The following is a 25,150-nucleotide window of genomic DNA, read 5'->3' as shown; positions in this document are numbered from 1 at the left end:
CCGGGCCCGTCGACCTGGCGGGCCTGTCCCCAGCCTGTCATACGGGACGCGGGGACCCCTGGGCTAGCGGCCGTCGTAGCCGGCCGTCGGCATCGACAGCCGCCGGTGCACACAGGCCTTGGCCTGGGCGTCGTACGACGGTTCCGCGCTGCCGACCGTCTCGATCCGCACCCCGCGTCGCGCGCACTCGTCGGTGAACTCCTCGACGGAGGACAGCGCGCTCTCCAGGACCCGGCGGCTGGGGGCGACGAACAGGTCGAGGCCGGGGCGGACGCCGTCCCACAGGGCGTTGTGGTCGGGGCGCAGGGCGCGTACGAGGAGTTCGCGGGCGATCACATAGCCGTGGTCGGCGGCCCAGCGGGCGCACATCGCGTGCTGGCTGCGGGAGTCGACCAGGAAGGGGTCCTCGTCCAACTCCTCCAGCGGCGTCAGGCTGGCGATCGCCGTGACCCGAAGCCGCGAGGGCATACCCGAGGCACCGCGTACCTGTCCCATGGCGTCCCCCTCACCTCCGGGTTTCGCCGCCGACCCTACTCCTGCCCGTAGGCTTCGGGGGAGTCGCGCGAAGGAGGCAAAGAAGGTGCCGGTGGAGATCACCTGGTGGGGTCACGCCACCTGCACGATCGAGGACTCGGACGTACGCGTCCTCACCGATCCCCTGTTCGCGCGCCGACTCGCACATCTACGACGCCGCCGGGGCGCCGTGCCGCCGCCCGAGGCCCGGCGCGCGGACCTGGCGCTCGTCTCCCATCTGCACGCCGACCACCTGCACCTTCCCTCGCTCGGCGCCCTCGCCCCGGGCACGCGCCTGCTCGTGCCCCGGGGCGCGCTCCGGGCGGTGCCCGGGCTGCGCCGGCTCCGGCAGCTGCGGATCGACGAGGTGTCCCCCGGCGACCGGACGATGGTCGGTGACCTGGTCGTACGGGCCGTTCCCGCGCGGCACGACGGGCGGCGGCTGCCGGTCGGACCGCACCGCTCCCCCGCACTGGGCTACGTCGTCGAGGGCGAGGCCCGGACCTACTTCGCCGGGGACACCGGGCTGTTCGACGACATGGCCAAGGAGGTCGGGCCGGTCGACGTGGCACTGCTGCCGGTGGGCGGCTGGGGTCCGTATCTCGGCGAGGGGCATCTGGACGCGGGGCGCGCGGCCCAGGCGCTGGCGCGGCTCTCGCCGCGCAGTGCGGTGCCGGTGCACTACGGCACGTACTGGCCGATCGGGATGGACGCGGTGCGCCCGCACGAATTCCACACGCCGGGCGAGGAGTTCGTGCGGATCGCGGCACAGCTCGCGCCCTCGGTGGCGGTGCACCGGCTGGGGCACGGGGAGAGCGTGCGTCCGGAGGTCGCCCGGTGAGCTGGATGGCGGAGGCGGTGTCCGCGACCGCCACGACGTCGCCCGAGTCGGCCCAACAGGCCATCGGCTACCCGACGTTGTTCCTGCTGGTGCTGTTCGGGGCGCTGGTGCCGGTGATTCCGACGGGGGCGCTGGTGAGTTCGGCGGCCGTGGTCGCGTTCCACCAGACGGCGCCGTTCGCGCTGGCGCTGGTGTTCGTGACGGCGTCGCTGGCCGCGTTCCTGGGTGACATGGCCCTGTACTGGCTGGGGCGGCGCGGGATGGGGTCGAAGAACGGCTCGCGCTGGCTGGAGGCGATCCGGTCGCGGGCGCCGGAGGACCGTCTTGAGCAGGCGCAGAAGAAGCTTGCCGATCATGGGGTGACGGTGCTGGTGCTGTCCCGGATGGTGCCGGCGGGGCGTATTCCGGTGATGCTGGCGTGTCTGATCGCCGAGTGGCCGATCCGCCGGTTCGCCCGCGGGAACGCGCCCGCGTGTCTGGCGTGGGCTGTGACGTACCAGTTGATCGGCATTCTCGGTGGGTCGCTGTTTCCGGAGCCGTGGGAGGGTGTGGTGGCGGCGGTTGTACTGACCGTTTTGATCAGTGTGGCGCCCAGTTTATGGAAGCGGGTTCGAGCTGCCGGGTGACGGTTCGTTGCGGGGTGCGGGTCCGTTGTGGCTGGTCGCGCAGTTGCCCGCGCCCCTAGGGGGTCTCGTCCAGCACTCTTGAAGCTCCCACCGGTAGATCCCACAGGTCCTGCCTCGCCAGGCCCGCCTGCTCCCAGGCCGTCCGCACCCGCGTCAGTGGTTCCAGGACCGGCTCCGCCGACAGGACGAACGTTCCCCAGTGCATCGGGGCCATCCGCCGCGCCCCCAGGTCCTGGGCCGCGCGCACCGCTTCCTCCGGGTCGCAGTGGACGTCCCTCAGCCACCAGCGCGGGTCGTAGGCGCCGATGGGGAGGAGGGCCAGGTCAATTCCCGGATAGCGGCGGCCGATTCGGGCGAACCAGTGGCCGTAGCCCGTGTCGCCCGCGAAGTAGACGCGCCGGCCGTCCGGTGCTGTCATCACCCAACCGCCCCACAGGGAACGGCAGGTGTCGGTGAGGCTGCGCTTGGACCAGTGGTGGGCGGGTACGAAGTCGAGCCGTACGCCGTCGAGTTGGGCCGCCTCCCACCAGTCCAGTTCGGTGACGCGGGTGAATCTGCGGCGCCGGAACCAGCTGCCGAGGCCGGCCGGCGCGAACACCGGGGTGTGGCGCGGGAGTCGGCGGAGGGTGGGGGCGTCGAGGTGGTCGTAGTGGTTGTGGCTGATGACGACGGCGTCGATCGGCGGGAGTGCTTCCCAGGCCACGCCCACGGGGGTGATCCGGGCCGGGGTGCCGAGGATGCGGCGGGACCAGACGGGGTCGGTGAGGATGGTCAGCCCGCCGATCCGCACCACCCAACTGGCGTGCCCTGCCCAGGTGACGGCGACGGTCAGGGAGTCGACCCGGGGCAACGGCTCGGGGGCGAAAGGGAGTCGGGGGATGTCGGTGAGGCCTTCGGGGCGGGGTCGTACGGAGCCCTCGCGGGCGAAGCGGGCGAGGGCTCCCAGGCCGGGCAGCGGGGCGGTGAGCCGGTCGTGGAAGGCGCGGGGCCACACGCGCCGTTCGCCTAGGGGGCGGGGCTCGGCGAGCGGCGGGGACGAGGGGGCGAACGGGGACGGGGAGACGGCCGTTTCGTGCGTGATCGCCGTGCCGGTTGTCGCCGTGCTTGTGGTGGTCGTACCGGTGGTGGGCGTGCCGGTGGTGGTCGACTCGGACTGCTGCGTCATCGAGGAGGCTCCCATCGCTGAGCGTCGTCGCGGAGATCGTCGAAGATCGACCTCAAGGACATCAACGCGCGTTGCACGTGTGGCAGTTCCAACGGCGCGGGTGACGTGAGGCATTCCGCGCGTTCCCTGTCGGTTCCGCCCAGCAGTGCCCCGGTGGACAGCCGGACCCGCAGCGCGCCCAGGTCGTCGCCGAAGCGGTGCCCTCCCGGGGCGGGCATGCCGAGCCGGGCGGTGAGGAACTCCTCCAGGTCCTGCGCGTCGCCCACCCCCTGCGGGGTGAGCGCGTGGCGCAACGGCCCGAGATCGACGTACAGATGACGTCCCGCCTGCGGCGGCCGGGAGAACGCGCCCGCTCCGGTGACGGCGGCGTGCGCGGCGGCGGCCACGCGCGCGTGCAGGCGTACGGCGCTGTCGCGGCGGGCGATGACGGGCGCGGGTTCGCCGAGCGCGTGGCCGGCCGCTGCGGCGACGGGGGCGGCGACGCGGGCGCCGAGTGCGGTGAGGACGTCGAGCACGCGCGCGTGGAGGGCGTTCCCGGCGTGGCCGGCGGGGAAGCGGGCGACGGCGGCGGGCCAGCCGGACGGGAGGAGCGCGCCGGCGAGGTCGGTGACGACGGTGACCTTGTCGGGCAGCATCTCGGCGGGGCTGAGCAGCATGGTGCCCCGGGGTGCGTGCAGGGTGTCGCGCCAGGTCTCGTCGCTGACCAGGTGCAGTCCCTCGCCGGCGGCGGCCTCGACGGTCTCGTGCATGACCTCGGGCGGTGCGACGGTGGCGGTCGGGTCGTCGGCGACGGACAGCACGAGCAGCCGCGGGTCACCGCCCTCGTTCCGGACCCGGCGCACGGTCTCCAGCAGGGCGTACGGATCGGGCACCCCGCCGCACTCGGCCGGGGTGCCCACATGGAACACGGGTCTGCCGAGCAGTCGGGCGTACGGCGCCCACCAGGCGGCGCAGGGTCGGGGCACCAGGACGTCACCGCCGAGGGCGGCGGTGAGCGCGACCAGCAGGGCGGGGGCGCCCGGGGCGGCGGCCACGCGGGAGAGGCCGGCGGGCAGGCCCCGGCGTTCGAAGTAGCCGCTCGCGGCGTCGAGCAGGGCGGGGGCGCCGCCGACGGGCTGTTCCTCGGTGCGGGACGCGGCGGCGGCGAGCACGGCGGCCAGTTCGGGCAGTACGGGCAGTACGTCGTCGGGGAACACCGGCCCGTACCGCACGGGCCCCTGGCCTACCGCGTCCGCCTGCCGCATGGTGCCTCCGCGCAGTCCCTGGTGCAGTGCCGTGCCGTGTCCCGATCGCGCGCTCAGTGTCCCGGCGTCCGCCTGCGCAGCCGGTACACGGCGCCACCGAGGGCACCGGCGATCAGTACACCACCGGCCACCAGAGCCGGAATGGAGTCGGTGAAGGTCCCGCCCTCCCCGGCCCGCACCCCGCGCTGGATCACGGCGACATCACCACAGGACTCCCCCCGGGGCTCCTGGCAAGGCGGCTGCTCACCCCCGCGCTCCACGCTGAAGGTCGCGCTCCACGGCCTGCCCTGTCCCCCGGGCGCCGCCGGACAGGTCCCGTCGACGGTCCACGCGGGATCCCGCCCGTCCCCCTGCCCGTCGGAGACGCGCGCGGTCCCCCGATAGGCGACTCCGGCGGCCCGTTCGTCGTTGCCGGGCACCTTCCGCAGTTCCACCGTCCCGTCGTCGAACCCCCGGGACGTGCCCTCGATGCGGTCGGGCGCGGTCCCCCCGAGCACCTCGCACGACACGTCCACGGTCACACTCCCACCCGCCTGAACGCTGCTCGGACTGACCGCGGCGCCCGATTCGACGGCCACAGCGGGCCCGCCGACACCGACCAGCGCGACAACAGACAGAGCAAGCGCGGTGCGACGCATGAGGGGCTCTCCTTCGACCAAGGACGACAACACCCCCATCGAAGCCCGGTCGGAGAAGACCCGCGCGCGGCGAGACCCGAGCGAGTGAACACGGCGAGCCGAGTCGCCCTCTGTCTTTCAGGGGCGCGAGGAACCGCGCGCCCAGCCCCCACCGACCGGCAGCCGACACACAGCCGCCGGATCTTTAGGCAGCATCCTCGAGAACCTGCTCCCGGATCCGCCGACAACACCGACTGATCAACCGGGACACATGCATCTGCGAGATCCCGAACCGCTCAGCGATCCGACTCTGCGTCATGTCCCCGAAGAACCGCAGATACAGAATCTCCCGCTCCCGCTGAGGCAGCGCGGCCAACCGGGGCTTCACAGCCTCCCGGTCGACCACGACATCCAACGCCGGATCAGCGGAACCCAGTACCTCCCCCAACACCCACCCGTCCCCACCGCCGGAGGCACCCGCGTCCAGGGACAGCGCGCTGAAACTCTCCAACGCCTCAAGCCCCACCCGCACCTCCTCCTCGGACAGCGCCGCCCGCACGGCGAGCTCCGCCACGGTGGCCCGCCGCCCCGGCACGGTCTGGGCGAGCTCCTGCCCGGCCACCCGCACCCGGTTCCGCAGATCCTGCACCCGCCGAGGGACGTGCACCGTCCACATGTGGTCCCGGAAGTGCCGTTTGATCTCGCCGGTGATCGTCGGCACGGCATAGCTCTCGAACGCGTTGCCCCGCTCGGGGTCGTACCGGTCGACGGCCTTGACCAGCCCGAGGGCGGCGACCTGGCGTAAGTCCTCGTTGTTCTCGCCCCGGTTGCGGAACCGCCCGGCGAGCCGGTCGGCCATGGGCAGCCAGGCCTCGACGATGCGTTCGCGGACGGTGTCGCGGCGCGGGCCGGGCGGCAGCGCGGCCAGGGTGCGGAACGCCTCGGCGGTGTCGGGGGCGTCATGGTGGGAATGGCGTGTGGTGCTCGTGCGAGTAGGCCCTGTAGGCATGGTGCGTCACAACTCCCTTGAGCATGCTCCGGGTTGGACGGTCACCGTCGGTGGGAACGCGTTTGCGGTCCAGCGCTGCACATTCGCCTGCCCCCGACCTCGGGGCACAAACCCGCGCCTCGGCCCACGAACCCGCACCGCTCAGTCCCGCTCGCGTGCCCCCTGCCGGGTACGGCCGGGGGCCACGAGGCGGCGCGGGTGGCGGCACAGGTACTCGCCCTCCAGCCGGGCCATCCGGTCGTTGTGGGCGCGCAGCGCGTCGTTCGAGCCGTACAGCAGGGTGTCGTGGCGCGTGCGGTGGATGGTCTCCAGCTCCTTCATGAGCTGGGCGTCGTCCAGGCGCGCAGGGTCGACTCCGGTCATGGTGTGCCCCGCTCGTCGAGTCTCACCGGTCCGGGGCCACCGGTCCTCGGACCACCGGCCCCGCATCCACTCTACGAACATTCGGGCCCCGCGGCCTCCGCACCGCACGGACCTACCGCGCGCGCTCCACCCGCCGCTCGTCCCACACCGGCTCGCTGGTCTCGCGGACCCTGCCGTCGGTGCCGAAGACCAGGTACCGGTCGAAGGAGCGCGCGAACCAGCGGTCGTGCGTGACGGAGAGCACCGTCCCGTCGAACGCCTCAAGGCCTTCCTGGAGGGCTTCCGCGGATTCCAGGTCGAGGTTGTCGGTGGGCTCGTCGAGGAGGAGCGCGGTGACTCCCTGGAGTTCCAGGAGCAGGATCTGGAAGCGGGCCTGCTGGCCGCCGGAGAGCCGGTCGAAGCTCTGCTCGGCCTGGCCGGTGAGCTCGTAGCGGCGCAGTCGGGACATGGCGGGTCCCTGGGCCTGCGCGTGCTCCTTCCACAGGATGTCGAGGAGGGTGCGGCCCTGGAGTTCGGGGTGGGCGTGGGTCTGCGCGAAGTGGCCGGCCACGACGCGCGCGCCGAGCTTCCACTCCCCCGTGTGCTTCACGTCGTCGCCGGCGAGGAGGCGCAGGAAGTGCGACTTGCCCGAGCCGTTCGAGCCGAGGACGGCGACGCGTTCGCCGTAGAAGACCTCCAGGTCGAAGGGTTTCATCAGGCCCGTCAGTTCAAGTCCCTTGCAGGTGACGGCCCTTACTCCGGTGCGGCCGCCCTTGATGCGCATGGTGATGTCCTGCTCGCGCGGCGGCTCGGGGGGCGGTCCCGCCTCCTCGAACTTGCGCAGGCGGGTCTGGGCCGCCGCGTAGCGGGACGCCAACTCGTGGGAGATGGAGGCCGCCTGACGGAGGTTCAGGACGAGCTTCTTCAGCTGGGCGTGCTTCTCGTCCCAGCGGCGGCGCAACTCCTCGAAGCGGGCGAAGCGTTCGCGCCGGGCCTCGTGGTAGGTGGCGAAGCCGGCGCCGTGCACCCAGGCGTCGGCGCCGGTCGGCGAGGGCTCCACGGAGACGATCTTCTCGGCGGCGCGGGCGAGGAGTTCACGGTCGTGGGAGACGAAGAGGACCGTCTTGCGGGTCTCCTTCAGCCGCTCCTCCAGCCAGCGCTTGCCGGGCACGTCGAGGTAGTTGTCCGGCTCGTCGAGCAGCAGCACCTCCTCGCTCCCGCGCAGCAGCGCCTCCAGCACGAGCCGCTTCTGCTCACCGCCGGAGAGGGTGCCGACCTGCCGGAACTGCGCCTTGTCGTACGGCACTCCGAGCGCGGCCATGGTGCACATGTCCCACAGCGTCTCGAACTCGTAGCCGTGCACCTCGGCCCAGTCGGACAGGGCCTGCGCGTAGGCGAGTTGGGCCGCCTCGTCGTCGACGGTCATGATGCCGTGCTCGGCCCGGTCGACCTCGGCCGCGACCTCACGGATCCGGGTCGGAGCGACCGACACGAGCAGGTCCCGTACGGTCGTCTCGTCGCGTACGGAGCCCACGAACTGACGCATCACACCCAGGCCGCCGCTCACGGTGACCGTGCCGCCGTGCGGCTTCAGCTCACCGGAGATCAGGCGCAGGAGAGTCGTCTTGCCGGCGCCGTTGGGCCCGACCAGGGCGACCACGGCTCCTTCGCCGACCCGGAAGGACACATCGCCGAGGAGCGGCCTCCCGTCGGGGAGGTAGTACTCGAGGTGTGCGGCTTCCAGATGTCCCATGACCACGCATTCTGTGGGGCGGCCTCGCGGCCGGGCAAACTCTTATTGTGCCCGTCAGGGCCTCGTTACGGCTTCTGGTCCTCGTCGAGCGGCTGTCCGGTCGGGCCGCCGTCGGTGTCCGGTCCGGCCGTCTCCACCAGGGCGCCCTCCCAGGACAGGGCCTTCCAGCCGTCGGCCGGGGAGCCGTCCAGGATCACGATGCCGGTGTTGTCGAGGGGGCGGGCGGCGGCGAAGGTCACGTCGATGTTGGCGGCGCGGGCGCAGGTCCACATGCGGATCGCGGCGCCGTGGCTGATCACGGCGACGGTGTCGGCGCCGCTCCTGGCGGCCTCGGCGATCACGCTGTCGTAGCGGGCGAGGGCCTCGGTGCCGCTCTCGCCGCCCGGCATCCGCAGCTCCGTGTCACCGGCGGCCCACGCGAACACGATCCGCATGTACTCGTGGCCGGGCTCGGAGTCGCCGGGCAGCATCTCCAGGTCACCGGCGGTGAGCTCGCGGATGCCGTCGCGGACGCGTACGTCGAGGCCGCGGGCGGCGGCCAACGGGGCCGCGGTCTGCTGGGTGCGGATCAGGGTGGAGGCGTAGAGGGCGTCGATGTCCTCGTCGGCGAGGGCCTCGGGGAGGGCGGCGGCCTGGCCGCGGCCCAGGTCGGTCAGGTCCGCGCCGGGGACGGCCGTGTCGAGGAGAAAGGCCACGTTGGCCGTCGTCTGGCCATGGCGTATGAGGAGCAGGCGCATACGGGGGTCCTTTGGTGAAACGGTCCGCCGACGGTCGAATCGGGTCGTCCGCGGTCGGGACGGAACGGCCGCCGATGGTCGAAACGGTTCGCCGACGGTCCGCCGGGCAGCAAACGGCCATTTCAGGGTACCCGGCACCGCATGAGCCCCGACGTCGACCTCACGGTCCCCCTGCCCGGCCGGCACGCCCTGCGCGACTGGCTGCTCTCCCTCGACAGCCGTCTCTTCGAGGCCGCGGCCGAACGGAGCTGGCCCGCCGGCGAGCCCGTGCTGCCCCGGCTGAGCCGGAGCGCCAACCACGGTGTGCTGTGGTTCGCGACGGCCGCCGCGGTGGCCGCGAGCCGTACTCCGCGCGCCCGCCGGGCCGCCGCCCGGGGCATCGCCTCGCTGAGCCTGGCCTCCTTCGCCATCAACACGATCGGCAAGCGGTCCGTGCGCCGCCACCGGCCGTCCCTGGACCCCGTCCCTCTCGTACGGCAGCTGAAGCGGCAGCCGATCACCACGTCGTTCCCGTCCGGTCACGCGGCGTCGGCGGCGGCCTTCGCGACCGGGGGGGCCCTGGAGTCGCCCGCCTGGGGTGCCGTGGTCGCCCCGGTCGCGTTCTCGGTCGCCCTGTCCCGTGTGTACACCGGTGTCCACTTCCCGAGCGATGTGCTGGCGGGCGCCGCCCTGGGCGCGTGCGCGGCGTTCGCGGTGCGCGGCATGGTGCCGACCCGGGGGCAGATCGTGCCGCCGGTCCGCGCCCGTGCCGAGGTCCCGGCGCTGGCGGACGGCGCGGGCCTGGTCATGGTGGTCAACGCGGCGTCGGGCACCTCGGACCGGGCGGTCGCGCTGATGGATCTCCTGCCCGGCGCGGAGCTCGTCGTCTGCGAACCGGCCGACATACGGCCCGAGTTGGAGAAGGCGGCGGCCCGCGCCCGGGTGCTCGGGGTGTGCGGCGGCGACGGCACGGTGAACGCGGCGGCCGAGGTCGCCCTGCGCCACGACCTGCCCCTCGCGGTCCTCCCGGGCGGCACCCTCAACCACTTCGCCTACGACCTCGGTGTGGAGGGCCCGCGTGATCTGAGCCGGGCGCTCCGGCAGGGCGACGCCGTCCGCGTGGACGTCGGCCGGTTCAGGTCCGGCGCCACCCGGGGCATCTTCCTCAACACCCTGAGCCTGGGCGTCTATCCGGAGCTGGTGCGCGAGCGGGAGCACTGGGCGCCCCGGATCGGCGGCTGGCCGGCCGGGGTGCTCGCGGCGCTGCGGGTGCTGCGCGCGGACCGGCATCCACTGGAGGCCGAACTCGGCGGCCGTACCCGCCCGTTGTGGCTGCTGTTCGCCGGCAACGGGACCTATCACCGGATGGGCGTCGCGTCCGGCCGCCGGGTGGACCTGGCGGACGGGCGGCTCGACATCCGGATCGTGCACGGCGGCCGCAGGCCCGCGCTGCGCCTGCTCGCCGCGGCCCTCGCGGGCCCGTTCACCCGCTCCCCCGTCCACGCGGCGGCCCAGGTGCACCGACTGCGGCTGAGCGGCCTCGCCCCCGGCACGCTGCTCGCCTACGACGGTGAAGTCACGGACGTGGCAGACGAGTTGACGCTGGAGGAGCAGCCCGAGGCGCTGACGGTGTATCGCCCCCTGACCGAGTCCCTGATCACCCGTCAGTCCACATCGTAAAACGCAGGTCTCATCATTCGACATGCGCGCGTACCGTTCCGTCTACGAGGAAGAAGACGCGAAGGGGTAGGTAGAGCCATGCCGAAACCACAGGAGACCGCCGTCTACACGCACGGGCACCACGAGTCCGTACTGCGTTCACACACCCAGCGAACCGCCGTCAACTCGGCCTCCTACCTGCTCGGTTCGCTGAAGCCGCACATGAAGATCCTGGACATCGGCTGCGGTCCCGGCACCATCACCGCCGACCTGGCGGCGCTGGTCCCGGACGGTTCCGTCACCGGGGTCGACCGCGAGCCGGGCATCCTGGACCAGGCCCGCGCCACCGCCGGGCAACGCGCCCTGACCAACGTCGACTTCGCGGTCGCCGACGTCCACGCCCTGGACTACCCGGACGACACGTTCTGCGTGGTCCACGCCCATCAGGTGCTCCAGCACGTGGGCGATCCGGTGCAGGCGCTGCGGGAGATGGTGCGGGTGACCAAGCCGGGCGGGTTCATCGCCGCCCGCGACGGGGACTACGCGGTGATGACCTGGTACCCGGAGGTGCCGGGGCTGGACGACTGGCTGGACCTGTACCGGCGGGTGGCCCGCGCCAACGGGGGCGAACCGGATGCCGGACGCCGTCTCAAATCGTGGGCGCTGCGGGCGGGGCTGAGCGACATCACGGCCACGTCGAGCACCTGGACGTTCCACACTCCGGACGAGCGGGCCTGGTGGAGCGGTCTGTGGGCGGACCGCACGGTCGCGTCCTCGTACGCGGCGGTCGCGACCGAGGGCGGCCACGCGACCCCCGAGGAGCTGCGCGCGATCGCCGACGCCTGGCGGGAGTGGGGGAAGCAGGAGGACGGCTGGTTCGCCGTGCTGCACGGCGAGATCCTGTGCCGCAAGGCCGTCTGAGTACGCCGGCAGCGCTGCCGGGCCGGAATCGTCCGAAAGGATCACCTCGGCCCGGCCGTCCCAACTAGGCTCGTCCGTATGGACATTCTGGGAGCCACGCTGCGTATCTGCGTCGACGACCTGGAGACCGCCGTCCCCTTCTACGAACGCCTCACGGGCGCCTCGGCGCTCCGGTTCGAGCGCGGCGGGGTGTCGGTGGCCGCGGTCGGCTTCTTCCTGCTGATGACCGGGCCCGCGGCGGAGTTGGAGGTGTTGCGCAAGGTCGCGGCGACGATCGCCGTCAAGGACGTCGACGAGGCGCACACGCTCCTCACCGACCTGGGCGCCCGCATCATCGCGGGCCCGCTGGCGACACCGGTGGGGCGCAATCTGATCGCGATGCATCCGGACGGTTCGGTCTACGAGTACGTGGACCGGCGGGGCTGACGGCCGGCCGCCGGTCCACGTCCCACCTCAACTCACCGCGTCTCAGGGCCTTCCGGCCGCATCCGGAAGTCGTAGCGGATGGGCAGTGGTTCGTCGGTGAGGCGGGCCCAGAGGCGGCCGATCGACTCGGCGCCCTCGCGCAGGTCGGCGACCTCGAAGCCGTCGGCGAAGACGGCCCAGGCGTCGTCGCGCCGCCCTTCCGCGAGCAGCAACTCGGCCTGGAGCAACTGAAATCGGCCACGTTCGCGGGTGGCGGGGTACAGCATCTCCCACACGGCGCGGGCGTCCGCCGCGCGCCGTACCCGCAGCAGTGCCTCGACGGCCTCGCGGCCGAGCGCGGCGGTGGCGGCGGTCCAGCGCTCCCCGGCGTCGCGCCGCTCGTGGCACAGGTCGGCGAAGGCCTCGTTGTACCGGTCGGCGGCCCGCTCGTGGTTGCCCGACTCCTGATCGGCCACGGCGAGACAGCGGAGCAACGGCCAGAGGGACGGGGCGAGTTCGAGGGCCCGCTCCCAACTGCGCACCGCCTGCGCCCGATCGCCGGCGTGCCACTGCGCTATGCCGAGGTGGTACTCGGTGAGCGGGGTGGCGGGCGCGGTCTCCAGCATGTCCCGCCAGTGCGGGGCGACCAGCGACTCGCCGGGCGGCCGGACCCGGCGCGGCTCGGGCAGGGCACCGCTGCGCAGCAGTTCCGCCCAGGGCGCCTGGGCCTCGCCGAGCGTGGACTCCTCGAAGGGTGTGCCGGGCAACTTCCAGTCCGTGCGCAGGACTTCGAGGGCTCCCCAGCCGGAGCCGGTGGCGAGGATCTCACCGGGTTCGGTGTCGGCGTGCGGCTTCCAGGCGACGTAGGCGGCGTCGAAATCGGCGCGGGGTAGGGCGACTTCGAGCCGCGCCTCAGCACCGTCCACGACGGTGGACCACTCCCCGTCCGCCCGGGCGTCGAGCGGGCCGTACGCCTCCAGCCAGGACACCTCGCTCTCCGGGTCGAGCCGTACGTGCTCCAACTGGGTGCGGGCCAGGCCCGCTTGGATCTCGCAGTAGCCGCCGGTGCCCGGCTCGGTGAGCCACTCCTGCCAGCGCCGGCCACCGCTGCCGTTGCCCCACACGAAGAGTTTGCGGCCCCGCAGCGCGTCGGTGGAGGTCTGCACGAGCCCGTGCCCGTCCGCGTCGAGCGCGGCGATCCAGCGGCGCCGTCCGTCCGGCATCTCGTAGAAGTAGTCTGCGGCGTAGGGGCTGTTGAGGGGATACGTCCGGTCCACTCCGTCGTACGACGGCACGGGCACCCGGCGCAGTCGCCGCTCGTACCCGAAGTGCCAGGCCTCCGACGCCGGTGCGAGGACCCGGCGTTCCTCCGGTACCGCGATGTTGGACCACCAGTAGGTGGGCGCCGGCTTCTCGTGGGGATTGCGGACGCGGACGCCGACGTAGAGGAAGTCGGAGCCGTCCGGGAGCCAGAGGTCGATCTGGAAGGGGAGGTCGCGGAGCCGTTCCCACTCCCACAGGCGGAGCATCTCACCGCCGTCGGGGGCCGGGACGCGGGCGGCGTGCAGGGGTGCGCAGGAGAGGGTGGTGTGGCCGGTGGCGCCGATGTTCCACTCGATGCCGCCGGAGAACCAGGCGCCGTTGAGGGCGAAGTTCGCGGGCTGCACCACCGGGTTGCGGTACAGGAGTTCACGGTCGGTGGGCTTGTGGACGAGGGAGGCGATGCGGCCGCCGAGGGCGGGGAGGACGGTGGCGCGCAGCCGGTCGTTCTCGATCACGAGGGCGTCGACCCGACGGGGTGCGCGCTGTCGGTCGTAGCCGTCCCGGACGCGGGTAGGCAGCAGGCTGCGGAGCGGTTCGTAGCCGACCTGGCGGGCCATGTCACGCGGGAGATCCTCCCGGTCCCGGCCGTCGATACGGTGTGTTTCGTCGAGGGGACGCAGTGGGGGCAGCGGGTTGTCCGGACCCAACTCGGCGGTGGGCAGGGTCAGTACCTCACGTCGGATCGTCGTCACGATCACCATGGAACCCGGCAACGGGTGCGGTGGCCAGGGGCGCCGCACGTCAGGATTCCGCAAAGGCGGAAGCACCGGGAAATTCCGCGTGCGGTGCGTCCGCGCCGACGTAGAGTCGGGCGATCGACGGCACGGAGCAAGGGGTGGAACGGCGGATGGGCGAGCAGCACACGTACCGGGTGATCGTCCGGGGCACCTGGGACGCGCTGACGGACGAGGCGCGGCAGCGGCTGCTGGGCGAGGCGGCGGAGCACGGGATGCTCAGCATGCGGTTCACCGAGGAGGGCTCGCTCAGTTACGAACCGTCGCCGCTCAAGCACTTCTCGTGGCGGTATGTGGTGGTGTCGGACGCGGCCGACGGCACGGAGATGGCGGCGGCGCTCGCGGAGGACCGCGCCGAGACCGCGCTGAAGGACCTCGGCTACGCCTTCCGCGACCTGAAGTCGACGGTGACGGACCTGGACACGATGAAGGTCAACCGGAAGTCCGCATCTCGGCGGTGATCGCCCAGCGCTCGTGGTCGCGCCAGGCGCCGTCGATGTAGATCATGTCCGGCGAGAAGCCTTCGAGCCGGAAACCGCAGGTGCGGGCGAGGGCGATCGAGGCGGCGTTGGTGGGCTGCACATTGATCTCCAGCCGGTGCAGCCGCATCGGCCCGAAGGCGTGCCCCACCACGAGGTTCATCCCCTCGCGCATCAGCCCGCGCCCGGCCGCGTGCGCGAAGGCGCCGTATCCGAGCGCGCCGCACTGGAAGCCGCCCTCGACGATGTTGTTGATGTTGATGAACCCGGCGATGCCCCCGCCGTCCATCTCGCACACCAGGAACCCGGCCTTGGTCGGATCCTGGATCAGCCGCCGCGCGTAGGCGGTGTACGCGTCCGCGCCGGCCGGCGGGAACAGCCACGGCTGGTGCAGATCCTTGCTCTCCCGGACCCTCGCGGTGAACTCGGCGGCGTCCGCGTAGGTGAAGGGGCGGATGCCCACGCGGGGGCCCTCGGCGAGATAGCGGGATGCGGTGTGCGGCATCCGGTCACCCTAGTGCCGGCTACCGGCGCCGTCGCATGAAATACCACCCGCACAGGGCGCCGATGACCGCCGTGCCGAGCAGTGCCATCCACAAGGGCATGGTGACCTCGGGGATCAGCAGACGGATCTTCGTGGCGCGGGTGTTCTCGAAGATGAAGATCAGGGCCAGGACGGCGAGCAGCAGAACGGAGATCCGGGCGGGGGTCAGCACGCGTTCCCGCCGGCCGGTCCCGCCGGCGCTCTCGGTGGTCTTCGGGCTCATGTGTCCAGGGTGAGCCCGAATCGGCCATCACGCACGGTGAGGCTCAGTCCGCGACGACCGGCAGCTCCAGCACGCCCGTGTCCTGCGGCGAGCTGACCACCGTGACCGGTTTGATCCCCCGGTTCCCGGTGTACGCGTCGTCGCTCGCCGCGATCACGAACCGCAGCCGGTGCCCCTGCGCGAACCGGTGCACGATCCCCGGCAGACCGACCGTGAAGCTCTTCGTGACGTCCGGCACGCGGACAGGGGCGACCAACCTGTGGACAAGGGTCTGGGTGCCGTCGGGCGCGAGGTCGTAGAGCTTGGCGAAGAGGACGAGCCTGTCGGCGGCGTCGCCGGAGTTCTGGGTGCGCCGCGCCTCCGGGGAGACGACCTTCAGCGTCGCCCTCGGGGCGCCCACGACGTCCGTCGCGCGGGTCAGGGGTGCGCCGGTCCAGCCGAGGCAGGTGCCACGGGTGTCGTACGGTGCCGGGTCCGCCAGGCCGGTCATCGCGCTCAGCGAGTTCTCCGAATGGCTCGTGGGAACAGGCCGGTTGACGTACTCACGGCTGCCCCGCGCCACCTTCGCCCGGTCGTCCACGAGCTTGCCGTCGCCGGAGAGGTACAGCTTCTCGTCCGGCGCGGGGAGTCGGCCCGCCGTTGCGTAGGCGCGGGCCGAGTCCTTGATCCAGTCGCGGTAGTACGCGAAGGCCGGTCCGGTGTCCACGTCCGTCCGTCCGCGCAGATAGCGGTCGAACCAGGCCGCGATCCGCCGCCCGACGTAGCTCGACGCCAAGTCGCCCCGGCCGAGGTCGAGTTCACCGGCGGTCGCCCCGCCACTGTGCCCCGACGACTGCCAGATCATCTTCGCCGTGGTCCCCCGCGCCGTCAGGGTCCTGTACGTCGCCGTCGCCTCGTCGAGGTTGAACAGGCTGTCGGCCTGCCCCTGGACCAGGAGCGTCGGCGCCGCGACCCGCTTCAGATACGAGACCGGTGAGACGCTGTGCGCGTACCCGAGCACGTCCGCCGTCACCTTCGCCGGATAGCTCCCCGAGTTCAGTGTGCGGATCAGGGCGCAGGCCTTGCTGACGAAGTGCACGCAGGCGAGCGAGTTGATCCGGGTCGGGTCGAGGCCCGGCACGGTCAGGGGCTGGGTCTCGCCCATGAGGTAGAAGCCGTTGGTCCACTGCCACTTGAAGACTCCGGGCACGCTCCCGCCGTTGTTGGGGGCGAGGGAGTACGCCAGGTCGTGCCAGGTGACCATGGGGACGAGCGCGTCCACCCGGTGGTCCACGGCGGCCGTCGCCAACTGGACGGCTCCGCCGTACGATCCGCCGATCATCCCGACCCGGGGGTTCCCCTTCGCGTCGAGGGTCACGAAGTCCGCTCTGGTCCCGTCGTCCGCGGCGCGGGTGCCCGCGAGGAAGTCGACCAGTCCCGACGCGGCCGCCGCGTCGATGTCCGGGTCGTCGAGCGAGATGAGACAGCCCGACTTCCCGAAGCCCAGCCCGGAGTAGACGAGTCCGACGTAGCCGCGCCGCGCGAAGGTCCTGCCGATGGCGTCCGTGGACCCGTCGGACTTGCTGCCGCCGAAGCCGTTGGTCGCCAGTACGGCGGGCGCCGGGTGGGCGCGGTCCACACCCGCGGGCCGGTACAGGTCGGCGTCGACCGCGCAGTCCCGGCCGCCCGCGGGGACGGTGAACCTCAGTGCGGTGACGGTGTACCGGTCCGTCGCGGCGGCACGGTCGGCGAGCGCGAACGGTGCGGAGAGGGTGAGCGGTGCGGTGAGCGCGAGAGCCAGCGCGGCACGGATTCCGGGCACACGACGGAACAAAAGGGGACCTCCACACTGAGGACAACCCGACGGAGAGCAAGGGGAGTTCGCCGGCAGCGGCACGACAGGCGGGCGGGGCGGCTACCGCAGCGCGGGCTCGTCCAGCGTCAACGTGCCCGCGTCCGCGTCCAGTTCGGCCGCCACGCCGAGCGGTATCGTCAACGCCCCCTCGCAGTGCCCGAACCCGAACTCCTCCACCACGGGCACCCCGAGCCCGCCGAGCCGGTCGAGCAGCACCGGGCGCAGTTTCTCGTACGGTCCGCAGCCGGCCCAGGAGCCGAGCGCGATCCCGGCGACGCCGTCCAGCCAGCCGGCGCGCAGGAGTTGGGTCAGCATCCGGTCGATGCGGTACGGCTGTTCGCCGACGTCCTCGATCAGCAGCAGCCCGCCGCGCGCACCGGCCCGCGCGTGCGGGGTGCCGAGGTCGGTGGCGAGCAGGGCCAGGCATCCGCCGAGGGTGACGCCCCGGGCCCGTCCCGGCACCAGCACCCCGCCCCCGGTCGGGACCGCCCGGATGGTCCGCACGGACTCCGGGTCGAAGAGGGTGGCCCTCAACTGCTCCTGTGCGCGGGTGCTCTTGACGAAGTCGGCGCCGGCCGCGGCGGGCCCGTACAGGGTGACCAGGCCGAGCCGGGTGGCGAAGGCCTGGTGCAGCACGGTCGGGTCGCTGAAGCCGACGAACACCTTCGGTCCGGCGGCGCGCATCGCCTCCCAGTCGAGGAGGTCGACGATGCGCTGCACGCCGTAGCCGCCGCGGGCGCACAGGACGGCGGCGACGGACGGGTCGCACCAGGCGTTCTGCAGATCGGCGGCGCGGTCGGTGTCCGTGCCCGCCAGATAGCCCAACTCGCCGTGCCGGTCGCGGACATGGGGTGCCACGACCGGGTCGAGGTCCCAGCCGCGCAGGATGTCGAGGCCCGCCTCCAGCCGTTCCTCGGACACCGGACCGCTGGGCGCGACCACGGCCACGCGGGCGCCGGGGGCGAGTCGGAACGGCCGGACGAGTGCGGTCACTTGGTGAGCTCCAGGGTGCGGATGCCGGGCGGTGCGAGGCCGAAGACCTGTGCGTACAGGGAGAGTTCGGCCTCCAGGGCGCGGATCACGGTGTCGGCGCGGCGGAATCCGTGGCCCTCGCCCTCGAACGCGAGGTAGGCGTGCGGCACTTGGCGTCCGCGCATCCGTTCCAGGAGGCGTTCGCACTGGACGGGCGGGCAGATCACGTCGGCGAGGCCCTGGAGGAGCAGGAAGGGCGCGGTGATGCGGTCGGCGTGCTCGACGGGTGAGCGCTCGGTGTACCGGGCCGGCACCTCGGCGAGGGGTCCGACCAGGGTCTCCAGGTAGCGCGACTCGAAGTCGTGGGTCTCGCCCGAGGCCCAGTTGGCCAGGTCGAGGACGGGGTACTTGATGGTTCCGCAGGCGTAGACGTCGGTCGTCACGAGGGACGCGGCGCTGGTCCAGCCGCCCGCGCTGCCGCCCCGGACGGCGAGCCGGGCGCGGTCGGCGGTGCCCTCGGCGGCGAGGGCGAGGGCGACGGCGGCGCAGTCCTCGACGTCGACGACACCCCACTGTTCGCGCAGCCGGTTGCGGTACTCCCGGCCGTGCCCCGTGGAGCCGCCGTAGTTGACCTCGGCGACGCCGATGCCGCGTGAGGTGAAGTAGGCGATCTCCAGGTCGAGGACGAGCGCGGCTCTGCTGGTGGGTCCGCCGTGCGCCCAGATGACGTACGGCGGGAGTTCGTCGCCCGGTGCGGCGCAACTCGGGCTGTGGGGCGGGTAGATGTGGGCGTGGATCTCGCGTCCGTCGGGGCCGGTGAAGGTGCGGATCTGGGGTTCCGGGTAGTGGGCGGGGTCCACGGGGTCGTCGTGGGCGGCGCCGACGACGCGTGCCCTGCCGGTGCGGGTGTCGAGTTCGACGACCTCGTAGGCGCTTCGCGGGCTGGCCCCGACGCCGACGATCCGCTCGCCGTGCACCGCGAGGGTGGCGGCGAACTCGGTCCAGGGGCCGGCCGCGTCGACGACCTCACCGGTCTCCGGGTCCAGTACGCCGAGCGCGGTGGCGCCCCGGCCGTGCACGACGGCGATCAGGCCGCACTCCAGGGGCGCGAACCAGCGCTGGCCGAGCTTCCACAGCGGTCCGCCGAACTCCTCCTCGCGCGGACACAGCGGCCGGTGGTCGCGGTAGAGGTTCCACCAGCCGGTACGGTCGCTGGCGTAGAGCAGCGAGCCGTCGAATCCCCAGTCGACCTGCGCGATCGACTCCTCGGGCCCGCCGGCGACGATCCGCGGCTCCCCGAACGTGCCGTCGTCCGCCACATCCGCGACCACCAACTCCGTGCCGTCCCACGGCATCCGGGGATGATCCCAGGCGAGCCAGGCCGCCGTCCGCCCGTCGGGCGAGACGCGCGGCCCGGACACGAACCGGTGCCGGTCGTCGGTGAGTTCGCGTACGGCGCCCCGGTCCTCGGCGGCGGATCCGTCCAGCGGTACGGCGGCCAGGACGCGCCGTACGTCACCGGGTCCTTCGCCGGTGAACTCCTCCAGCACGCACCACACTTCGCCCAGGTCCGGGCGCAACTGCGGTTCCGCCCAGCGGAGTCCGCCGCCCACCCGCGACACGGGGGTGAGCGGGCGCGGCTCGCTTCCGGGGTCGTAGCGGTAGAGGCGCTGGTCGGTGAAGTTCACGAACACCACGAGGGGTTGGCCGTCCTGGACGGCTCCGGTCCAGGGCCGGCCGCCGTACTCGATGACCCTGGTGCGGACGTTCCAGGGCGCGGGCAGCACCGATTCCTCGGAGCCGTCCGTGCGGCGGCGCACCAGGGTGCGGCGGCCGCTCTCGGTGGGCCGTGGTTCGGTCCACCAGGCCTCGTCGCCGACGAAGCCGACGTACTCGGGGTGTCCGCCGTGCGCGGCGGCGAGCGCCGCGTCGATGGGCGAGGGCCACGAGCCGTACGCCGAAGTCCGCATGTTCTCCCCCACTTGCTAGGCCGTCCTCAGGAAGCGGTCCAGGACCCGCACGCCGAAGTGGAGTGCCTCGACGGGGACCCGTTCGTCGACTCCGTGGAACAGCGCCTGGTAGTCGAAGCCCTCGGGGAGCTTCAGCGGTGCGAAGCCGTAGCCGGTGATGCCGAGGCGCGAGAACTGCTTGGCGTCGGTGCCGCCGGACATGCAGTACGGCACCACATGCCCCTCGGGCGCGAACTCCTCGACGGCGGCCCGCATCCGAGCGTAGGTCAGCGAGTCGACCGGTGCCTGGAGGGCGACCTCGCGGTGGTGGAACTCCCAGTCGACGTCGGGTCCGGTGAGCCGGTCCAGGGTGGTGCGGAACTCGTCCTCGCCGCCCGGCAGATAGCGTCCGTCGACGTGGGCCACGGCCTCGCCCGGGATCACGTTGACCTTGTAACCGGCGTTCAGCATGGTCGGGTTGGCGCTGTTGCGGACGACGGGCTCGACGAGTCTCGCCGCCGGGCCGAGCTTGGCGAGGAGCAGGTCGATGCCGTCGGGGTCGTCGAGGTCGGGGTCGATGCCGTACAGGGCGGCGAGTTCGGTGAGGGCCGCGCGGACGGTCGGGGTGAGCCGTAGCGGCCAGGTGTGTTCGCCGATGCGGGTGATCGCGGCGGCGAGCCGGGTCACCGCGTTCTCGTGGTTGACCTTGGAGCCGTGGCCCGCCCGGCCGTGCGCGGTCAACTTCAGCCAGGCGGTGCCGCGTTCGCCGGCGGCGATGGGGTAGAGCTCCCGGCCGTAGCCGTCGTGGAAGGTGAACGCCCCTGATTCGCCGATGCCTTCGGTGCAGCCCTCGAAGAGCGCGGCGTGCCGGTCGGCGAGGAAGCCGGAGCCGTCCTCGGCGCTCGCCTCCTCGTCGGCGGTGAACGCGATGACGAGGTCGCGCCGGGGTCGTACGCCCTGTCTGGCCCAGGCGCGGACGACGGCGAGGATCATCGCGTCCATGTTCTTCATGTCGACCGCGCCGCGCCCCCAGACGACCCCGTCGCGGATCTCCCCGGAGAACGGGTGCACGCTCCACTCCTCGGCCTGCGCGGGCACGACGTCGAGGTGACCGTGCACGAGGAGCGCGTCCGCCGAGGGGTCGGTGCCCTCGATGCGGGCGACGACGTTGGTGCGGCCCTCGGTGCGTTCGAGGAGGGCGGGTTCGAGACCGGCGCCGGCCAGTCGCTCGGCGGCGTACTCGGCGGCGGGCCGCTCCCGGCAGTCGCCGCCGCCGCGGTTGGTCGTGTCGATGCGGATGAGCTCCGAGGTGAACGTGACGACCTCGTCCAGGGCCCGCTCGTCGATGTCAGCCATACTGCTCCTCCACCGCGGCCGAGACGATCGTCGTGACCGCCTTGAAGGTCCGGATGCCCTCGTACATGGTGTCGCTGGTGTAGGCGACCTTCCGCTCCCCGACCCTGCCGACACCGGGCACGACGGTCGCGGCCAGCGCGAGGTGCTCGGCGTCGAATTCCAGGGCGACGGTGAACGGCCCGCCCCTGACCGGTTCCTGACGGACCGCCAGCTTCGCCGCCTCCCTCGCCGCCGCGCGGATGTCGGCGGCCGTCCTGGCCGGTGTCCGGCACACGGCCGCATACCGCGACACATGGTCCTTGACGGCCACCTTCAGTGCCTCGGGCGCGTACCCGAGGGCGTCCTCGCAGGCCACGTCGTCACCCGTGACCAGGACCACCGGTACCCCGTACTCGGCGACGACATGCGCGTTGAGCAGACCCTCGCTCGCGCGGACGTCGTTCAGCCAGACGCCGGTGATCGAGTTCGCGAGGTAGGTGTGGGCGAGGACGCCCTCCATGCCGGCGCCCGCGTGGTAGCCGACGAACGCGATGCCGTCGATGTCGCCGTGCTGCACGCCCTCCACCATGGAGAGGGACTTGTGGCGTCCGGTGAGCATCTCGGTGCGCTCGTCCAGTTGCTCCAGGAGCAGGTTGCGCATGGTCCAGTGGGCCTCGTTGACGAGGACCTCGTCGGCGCCGCCGTCGTGGAAACCGAGGACGGCGGCGTTCACGTCCGAGGTGAACATCGACCGGCACCGCTCCCACTGCGGGGTTCCCGGCAGCACGTCGGCCGGCCAGGTGACGCCGGTGGCACCCTCCATGTCGGCGCTGATGAGGATCTTCATGCGGGCCCGTCCTCTCGCAGGTCGGAGAACCGTCGTCCTTGTGGTGACAGCAGTTTCCGACAGCATGCGGCGGTGGCGGGGATCTTCATGGTGCGTCACGTTACGCGTCGGCGAGGAATCTTCCTACGGGGCGGAATCGTGGGGCACCCGGGGCGGATCTCAGGGCGGCGATGCTCGATGAACCAGACCTCCGTCCGAGCACCGTCACCCATCGGCAGGGCAAGCCGTATCAGCGCGAGACCGCCCGTGTCAGGGCCGATGTGCTCACCGAGTCCGGACTCAGCGTCGCCCGACGTGCCGTAGCTCACCGACCGAGGCTGGGACAGGGAGTTGTACTGGTAGGTCAGGGTCGTACCGGTCGACGCGTCCGTGTCGGTGTTCAGCCGCCCGTCGGTGTCGTAGGTGTAGCTGCCGGTGCCGGCGGCGTCGGTGCGGGTGGCCGGGTTCTCGTCGGCGTTGTAGGTGAAGGCGGAGCTGCCCGCCTGGCCCGAGGTGGTGAGGAGGTCACCGAGGGCGTTGGTGGCGTAGTACTCCCAGGTGCCGCCGACCGCCGAGGCCACCAGCTGACCGTCGAGGGAGTAGGCGAAGTGGCGGTCGGCCGTGGTCGCTTCGGCGCCCGTGGCGCTCTGTGCGGTCAGGTCGTCGAGGGCGTCGTAGGTGTTGGTGGTCGTCACGCCGCCGGGGTCGGTCCGGGTGACGAGCCGGCCACGCTCGTCGTAGGTGGTAGGAGCTGGTCGCCGAAGTGAACACGGACAGGCCGTAGTTGCTGGTCTGCCCCAGGGCGATCTTCTGGAAGTAGTCGGTGTCCAGGTCGGTGGTCTGCCACTGGCCGGTGCCGGTGGACACCGAGGTGTTGCCGCACACCGTGTCGGAGACCGTGCCCGCCCAGGTGCCTATCGCGGCGGCGGTGCCCGGCCGGTCCGACCAGGACTTCTGGCCTGTCACCCACCACTGCTCCGTGATCGGGTACACGCTGTACGAGGTGGACGAACTGCACGTGTACGCCCACACGTTGAAGAGGTGCAGGTCGGCATCGGTGATGTGGTAGCCGTCGGTGTCCGGCAGCCCGAGGAACTTCATGAACGCCTGGCCGATGTACGCGCCGCCGTCCGGGGTGCCGACCCGCAGGATCGTGTCCGACGAGTAGTCGGCGGTGTTCGGGTAGTACACGTACGTCGTGAGGTTCTGCCCGGCGGTCGACACCGTCATCGTCGGGTCGACGGTCACCGGGAAGGTGATGTCGGAGCCGGCGAGCCAGGAGGGGTCCAGCGACATCTTCACCGCCGGGGTGCCGTCGACATCGGTGACGCTGTACGTCATCGCCCAGTTGTCGTGGGACTCGCCGGTGGTCGGGTCGACGTAGGCGTCGCGGGCGAAGGGCTGCGGCAGGGTCGCCATGACCGTGCCGTCGGCGTCCACCAGTTCCACCGTGCCGTCGGACGCGGTGGTCAGCGTGAGGCCCTCGAGGGACATCGGGAAGACCCAACTGGTCGGCGCATTGGCCGAGTTCAGGACCAGGGACTCCTTCACACCGTTCGGGGTCGGCGCGAGGACGAGATTCGTGTCGGTGAGGACACCGACTCCGAGTCGGCGATGGTCAGGGTCGCCAGGTCGCCCTGGGCGGAGGTGCCGGAGCTGACGGTGGGGCTGGGGGTGGGAGTCGCCGTCGGGTCGTCGGTGTCGTCGGCCTGGAGGGCGGAGGCGGTCTTGGCCTTGGTCTTCCAGGTCAGGGCCGCGGGTACGACCGAGCCCGCACCGCTCCCCCGCAGCGCGGACTCCTGTACGGAGCCGTCCGTCGCCGTGGAGGACGCGAAGGACACCCCGAGGGAGTTCGCCTTCTCGCGCCAGCGTCCATCGGCGCCCTTCGCGACCCTGGGGTCGATGGGCTTCCAAGTACCAGAGGAATCCCGGTAGTTGATCCTGGACTGCGACATCTTCCGGGTGAAGGACCCGTCGGCGTTCTGGAAGTAGTCGAACTGTGCGCCGGACTTCGCGGCGATGCGCTTGCTCGTCCTCGCGTCGAAGCCCACGGACGCGTCGCCGGAACGTTCCTTCTCGGCCTGGGTGCTCGGCGCCTTCCAGGCGGCCAACTGCCCTTTGCCCTTGCCCGGCGACTTCCCGGACGGCCGCCCCTTGCCGGCCTTCGCGGCACGTACGTCATGCGCGGAACCGGTCTTGGATCGGGGCCCCGAACCGTCCGCGCCCGACAGCCACTTCCACACCTGGTTCAGCCCGGCACCCAGCGAGGCCGACGGACGCGTCGCCGCGTGGGCCGCGCCGCCCTCCTGCGCCCAGAAGGACACCAGCAACGGCATCACGGCCAGCCACACACGCCACCGCGAGAGCGGACGCACCCCACCCACCAACCCTTTACGCATCGCACCCCGACAGGAGCAGCCGATGCGCCAGGTCGACCCCCGTGATCACGTGGGCTGCGGCAGCAAGTTGTCAGCGCAGCGTGAAGGCACGGACAAGATCCCTTGTGCGAATCGAACGCATCCCTTTACCAAGGCACGAGACGATCCACAGGGCCGCGGCCTTCCGTTCGCCGTTCCGTCACCCCGCAGCCATGTGCGCAGCCGGCAGCCCCACGACCTTCCCGCGCCCCACCACACATCGCGTCGGGGCCTCGGCGAGGTGATTCCCCTCTTCCGGCAGGACTGCTCAGAAGCACGGAGCGTCACGCCGGAGACGAAGGAAGGGCCGGAGAGCGATGCCGCCCGACCGGCGCACGCTCCGACGGATGGAGCCGAGTTGAGGCATCGCCTCTAACGCAGACACCCGCCGCTGGACGCCCCCCCCCCCAGAGGAGTTCACGGGGCACGCAGAACGGCTCCACACGTCGATACAGGTCGCGACAGGAAGCAGCCACGACATACACATCACGCAAGAATTTGCGTGACTTGCGTTCACTTTCACACCTCCGCCGCAAGTGAACGCAAGCGCGTCTCGCCGCTACCAGCAGGCAGTGAGCGCTTCTGGTGAATATTGCGCCGTTCCAGAGGTAGACCCGCCCTCATGCCTCTGCAATATTTCGATGAAACAACGCAAAATTCTGCCTCTCAGGGACATCACGGTCCGCTCCACCCCGCACCTTTC

At 71.9% G+C, this 25,150-nt stretch carries 24 protein-coding genes and 1 pseudogene; 6 read left to right on the top strand and 19 right to left on the bottom strand.

The annotated features are described in order from the left end of the window. Positions 1-63 precede the first annotated feature (63 nt). Positions 64-495: a hypothetical protein gene (locus tag ACIRRY_RS01250; protein ID WP_403966389.1), complete on the bottom strand. Its 432-nt coding sequence runs from the start codon at positions 493-495 to the stop codon at positions 64-66. 85 nt (positions 496-580) lie between these two features. Here ACIRRY_RS01250 and ACIRRY_RS01245 point away from each other — a divergent pair, with 85 nt between their 5' ends. Together ACIRRY_RS01245 and ACIRRY_RS01240 are read left to right on the top strand one after the other, a co-directional pair. Further along, positions 581-1,354, top strand: coding sequence for an MBL fold metallo-hydrolase (locus ACIRRY_RS01245; RefSeq protein WP_403966386.1), 774 nt, complete (start codon positions 581-583; stop codon positions 1,352-1,354). Positions 1,355-1,359: 5 nt separating this feature from the next. Continuing rightward, a complete protein-coding gene (locus ACIRRY_RS01240; RefSeq protein WP_403968288.1) occupies positions 1,360-1,980 on the top strand; it encodes a DedA family protein in 621 nt (206 codons plus the stop codon). 55 nt (positions 1,981-2,035) lie between these two features. Here ACIRRY_RS01240 and ACIRRY_RS01235 read toward each other — a convergent pair whose 3' ends face one another. The 7 genes from ACIRRY_RS01235 to ACIRRY_RS01205 form a co-directional block, all read right to left on the bottom strand. After that, positions 2,036-3,145, bottom strand: coding sequence for an MBL fold metallo-hydrolase (locus tag ACIRRY_RS01235; RefSeq protein WP_403966383.1), 1,110 nt, complete (start codon positions 3,143-3,145; stop codon positions 2,036-2,038). Next, positions 3,142-4,389 (bottom strand): aminotransferase class I/II-fold pyridoxal phosphate-dependent enzyme, encoded by a 1,248-nt coding sequence (locus ACIRRY_RS01230; RefSeq protein WP_403966380.1) that lies wholly within the window; start codon positions 4,387-4,389, stop codon positions 3,142-3,144. The genes ACIRRY_RS01235 and ACIRRY_RS01230 overlap by 4 nt, the downstream gene beginning before the upstream one ends. 53 nt (positions 4,390-4,442) lie before the next feature. Further along, positions 4,443-5,027, bottom strand: a complete 585-nt coding sequence (locus tag ACIRRY_RS01225; RefSeq protein ID WP_403966377.1) for a hypothetical protein — start codon at positions 5,025-5,027, stop codon at positions 4,443-4,445. Positions 5,028-5,211: 184 nt separating this feature from the next. Further along, positions 5,212-6,015 (bottom strand): SigB/SigF/SigG family RNA polymerase sigma factor, encoded by an 804-nt coding sequence (locus tag ACIRRY_RS01220; RefSeq protein WP_403966374.1) that lies wholly within the window; start codon positions 6,013-6,015, stop codon positions 5,212-5,214. Positions 6,016-6,156: 141 nt separating this feature from the next. Then, complete coding sequence (locus tag ACIRRY_RS01215) at positions 6,157-6,378, bottom strand: DUF6158 family protein (RefSeq protein ID WP_403966371.1); 222 nt, start codon at positions 6,376-6,378, stop codon at positions 6,157-6,159. Positions 6,379-6,490: 112 nt separating this feature from the next. Then, a complete protein-coding gene (locus tag ACIRRY_RS01210; RefSeq protein WP_403966368.1) occupies positions 6,491-8,110 on the bottom strand; it encodes an ABC-F family ATP-binding cassette domain-containing protein in 1,620 nt (539 codons plus the stop codon). Positions 8,111-8,175: 65 nt separating this feature from the next. Then, positions 8,176-8,847 (bottom strand): histidine phosphatase family protein, encoded by a 672-nt coding sequence (locus ACIRRY_RS01205; protein WP_403966365.1) that lies wholly within the window; start codon positions 8,845-8,847, stop codon positions 8,176-8,178. 141 nt (positions 8,848-8,988) lie between these two features. Here ACIRRY_RS01205 and ACIRRY_RS01200 point away from each other — a divergent pair, with 141 nt between their 5' ends. The 3 genes from ACIRRY_RS01200 to ACIRRY_RS01190 all read left to right on the top strand — a co-directional run bounded on the left by ACIRRY_RS01200 (position 8,989) and on the right by ACIRRY_RS01190 (position 11,832). Beyond that, positions 8,989-10,506, top strand: a complete 1,518-nt coding sequence (locus ACIRRY_RS01200; RefSeq protein WP_403966362.1) for a bifunctional phosphatase PAP2/diacylglycerol kinase family protein — start codon at positions 8,989-8,991, stop codon at positions 10,504-10,506. Positions 10,507-10,584: 78 nt separating this feature from the next. Continuing rightward, on the top strand, positions 10,585-11,406 hold the full coding sequence (locus ACIRRY_RS01195; RefSeq protein WP_403966359.1) for a methyltransferase domain-containing protein: 822 nt from the start codon (positions 10,585-10,587) through the stop codon (positions 11,404-11,406). Between the two features lie 78 nt (positions 11,407-11,484). Continuing rightward, positions 11,485-11,832 (top strand): VOC family protein, encoded by a 348-nt coding sequence (locus ACIRRY_RS01190; protein ID WP_403966356.1) that lies wholly within the window; start codon positions 11,485-11,487, stop codon positions 11,830-11,832. 32 nt (positions 11,833-11,864) lie between these two features. Here ACIRRY_RS01190 and ACIRRY_RS01185 read toward each other — a convergent pair whose 3' ends face one another. After that, positions 11,865-13,835, bottom strand: a complete 1,971-nt coding sequence (locus ACIRRY_RS01185) for a DUF5107 domain-containing protein (protein ID WP_403966353.1) — start codon at positions 13,833-13,835, stop codon at positions 11,865-11,867. Between the two features lie 146 nt (positions 13,836-13,981). Here ACIRRY_RS01185 and ACIRRY_RS01180 point away from each other — a divergent pair, with 146 nt between their 5' ends. Continuing rightward, positions 13,982-14,329 carry a DUF6204 family protein gene (locus tag ACIRRY_RS01180; protein WP_403966350.1) on the top strand — a complete coding sequence of 116 codons (348 nt, stop codon included), beginning with the start codon at positions 13,982-13,984 and terminating at the stop codon, positions 14,327-14,329. Here the strand turns inward: ACIRRY_RS01180 and ACIRRY_RS01175 are convergent. The 10 genes and pseudogenes from ACIRRY_RS01175 to ACIRRY_RS01130 form a co-directional block, all read right to left on the bottom strand. Then, the gene (locus ACIRRY_RS01175) at positions 14,301-14,852 is read right to left on the bottom strand and encodes a GNAT family N-acetyltransferase (protein WP_403966347.1); all 552 of its coding nucleotides are present in this window, start codon (positions 14,850-14,852) and stop codon (positions 14,301-14,303) included. The genes ACIRRY_RS01180 and ACIRRY_RS01175 overlap by 29 nt on opposite strands. Positions 14,853-14,871: 19 nt before the next feature. Continuing rightward, a complete protein-coding gene (locus ACIRRY_RS01170) occupies positions 14,872-15,114 on the bottom strand; it encodes a LapA family protein (RefSeq protein ID WP_403966345.1) in 243 nt (80 codons plus the stop codon). A gap of 43 nt (positions 15,115-15,157) precedes the next feature. Then, positions 15,158-16,927, bottom strand: coding sequence for a CocE/NonD family hydrolase (locus ACIRRY_RS01165; protein ID WP_403966342.1), 1,770 nt, complete (start codon positions 16,925-16,927; stop codon positions 15,158-15,160). 81 nt (positions 16,928-17,008) lie between these two features. Further along, on the bottom strand, positions 17,009-17,941 hold the full coding sequence (locus tag ACIRRY_RS01160) for an LD-carboxypeptidase (RefSeq protein ID WP_403966339.1): 933 nt from the start codon (positions 17,939-17,941) through the stop codon (positions 17,009-17,011). Next, positions 17,938-19,890: a prolyl oligopeptidase family serine peptidase gene (locus tag ACIRRY_RS01155; protein ID WP_403966336.1), complete on the bottom strand. Its 1,953-nt coding sequence runs from the start codon at positions 19,888-19,890 to the stop codon at positions 17,938-17,940. The genes ACIRRY_RS01160 and ACIRRY_RS01155 overlap by 4 nt, the downstream gene beginning before the upstream one ends. Positions 19,891-19,905: 15 nt before the next feature. Next, on the bottom strand, positions 19,906-21,225 hold the full coding sequence (locus ACIRRY_RS01150; protein ID WP_403966333.1) for a M20/M25/M40 family metallo-hydrolase: 1,320 nt from the start codon (positions 21,223-21,225) through the stop codon (positions 19,906-19,908). Beyond that, the gene (locus ACIRRY_RS01145) at positions 21,218-22,051 is read right to left on the bottom strand and encodes a M55 family metallopeptidase (protein WP_403966331.1); all 834 of its coding nucleotides are present in this window, start codon (positions 22,049-22,051) and stop codon (positions 21,218-21,220) included. The genes ACIRRY_RS01150 and ACIRRY_RS01145 overlap by 8 nt, the downstream gene beginning before the upstream one ends. A gap of 95 nt (positions 22,052-22,146) precedes the next feature. Then, positions 22,147-22,611 (bottom strand): hypothetical protein, encoded by a 465-nt coding sequence (locus ACIRRY_RS01140; RefSeq protein WP_403968286.1) that lies wholly within the window; start codon positions 22,609-22,611, stop codon positions 22,147-22,149. A gap of 181 nt (positions 22,612-22,792) precedes the next feature. Then, positions 22,793-23,260: pseudogene (locus ACIRRY_RS01135) on the bottom strand (DNRLRE domain-containing protein); the annotation flags it as partial. Between the two features lie 317 nt (positions 23,261-23,577). Beyond that, positions 23,578-24,405 carry a hypothetical protein gene (locus tag ACIRRY_RS01130; RefSeq protein ID WP_403966328.1) on the bottom strand — a complete coding sequence of 276 codons (828 nt, stop codon included), beginning with the start codon at positions 24,403-24,405 and terminating at the stop codon, positions 23,578-23,580. Positions 24,406-25,150 lie beyond the last annotated feature (745 nt).

Source organism: Streptomyces sp. NPDC101776, from assembly GCF_044766845.1.
Lineage (GTDB): Bacteria > Actinomycetota > Actinomycetes > Streptomycetales > Streptomycetaceae > Streptomyces.
The sequence above is the reverse complement of the archived record's forward strand: the minus strand, read 5'-3'. Positions and strand labels throughout refer to the sequence as shown.